This is a genomic window from Frankia gtarii (assembly GCF_025403375.1).
In the GTDB taxonomy this organism is placed as follows: Bacteria; Actinomycetota; Actinomycetes; order Frankiales; family Frankiaceae; genus Frankia; species Frankia gtarii.
In genome coordinates, this window is the sequence record NZ_JAMPTM010000563.1 from 1 (window position 1) to 1,053 (window position 1,053).

1 pseudogene is annotated in these 1,053 nt (G+C 76.2%); it reads left to right on the plus strand.

Going from position 1 to position 1,053, the window contains the following annotated elements:
• Positions 1-660: 660 nt before the first annotated feature.
• Positions 661-1,053: pseudogene (locus NBZ83_RS32305) on the plus strand (hypothetical protein); the annotation flags it as partial.

Sequence of the window (1,053 nt, forward strand, 5' to 3'; positions counted from 1 at the left end):
CCCCCGGGGGCACCCCGGGCCGGCCGGACCGGGCTCGGTCCCGCGCCCGGCGCGGGCCGTAACCCGTCGCCGCGCGGCGTCGATCAGCAGCCGTGGACGCCGCAGATCCGGCCGGCCGGCAGTCAGCAGTCCGACCAGCCGCGCACCGACCAGCCGCGCACCGCCGTGCAGCCACAGCAGCCGCCCTCCGCTGCAGGTGGAGACCCGGGGCGATCGAATGCCGCCGTGCCCCCCCTGCAATCTCGGGCCATGCCACCCGCGAGGTCTGATTTCACGCCGCCCTCCGCGGCCGCGTCGCCGTCACCCCGAAACACGTCTGCGCCGGCTGCCGGCGGACCACAACCTACGTGGTTTGAGCGTGACGCACCGCGATCGCCAGTCCGGCCCGCCGACTCCGGGGCGGGCCGGCCGGCCGGAGAACGCGACGCTGCAGATCGCCATGCTGCGGCCCGCGCCGCCGCTCCCGACGTCGCGTGGCCCGGTCGGCAGGGCACTGCGGGGCCGCAGCGCGAAGCCGCCGGCGGCATCGGCGGCGCGGCCGGGGCGCCGGCGGACGGGAGGGGAGCCGGGAACCGTGCCGTCGCCGGTCCGGACCGGCCATCGACCGCACGGCCGGAGCTCGACCCGCCGACCATGCGCGTCGGGATGCGTCGGGATCACGTGAACGATGATCACGGCGATGTCACGAACCGGTTCACGGTCACCGATGACGGCTGGCGTCACGCGGACCCGGAACACCAGCCGGGCCAAGGGACATCCGAGGCATCCGAGGCATCCGAGGCGTTCGAGGAGCTCGACGGGTTCGACGGCGGTCAGACCGACGCTGTCGCCCCGTCCGTCCTGGATGATCGCAACTCACCTGCTGGGCGGGGCGTGACGTCGCGGCACGAGGTGCCACGGCCCGGCGAGCCCGCCGACCCTGACCGGGCAGCCGTGGATCCCGTCCGTGGCGTGGTGCCGGAACGGCGGCAGCGGCCTGACCCGGTGCGTCCGGCGCCGGGCACCGGCGAATCGCCGGAACCGATCGGCGCAACCGGGCAGGGGGTGCCGGGG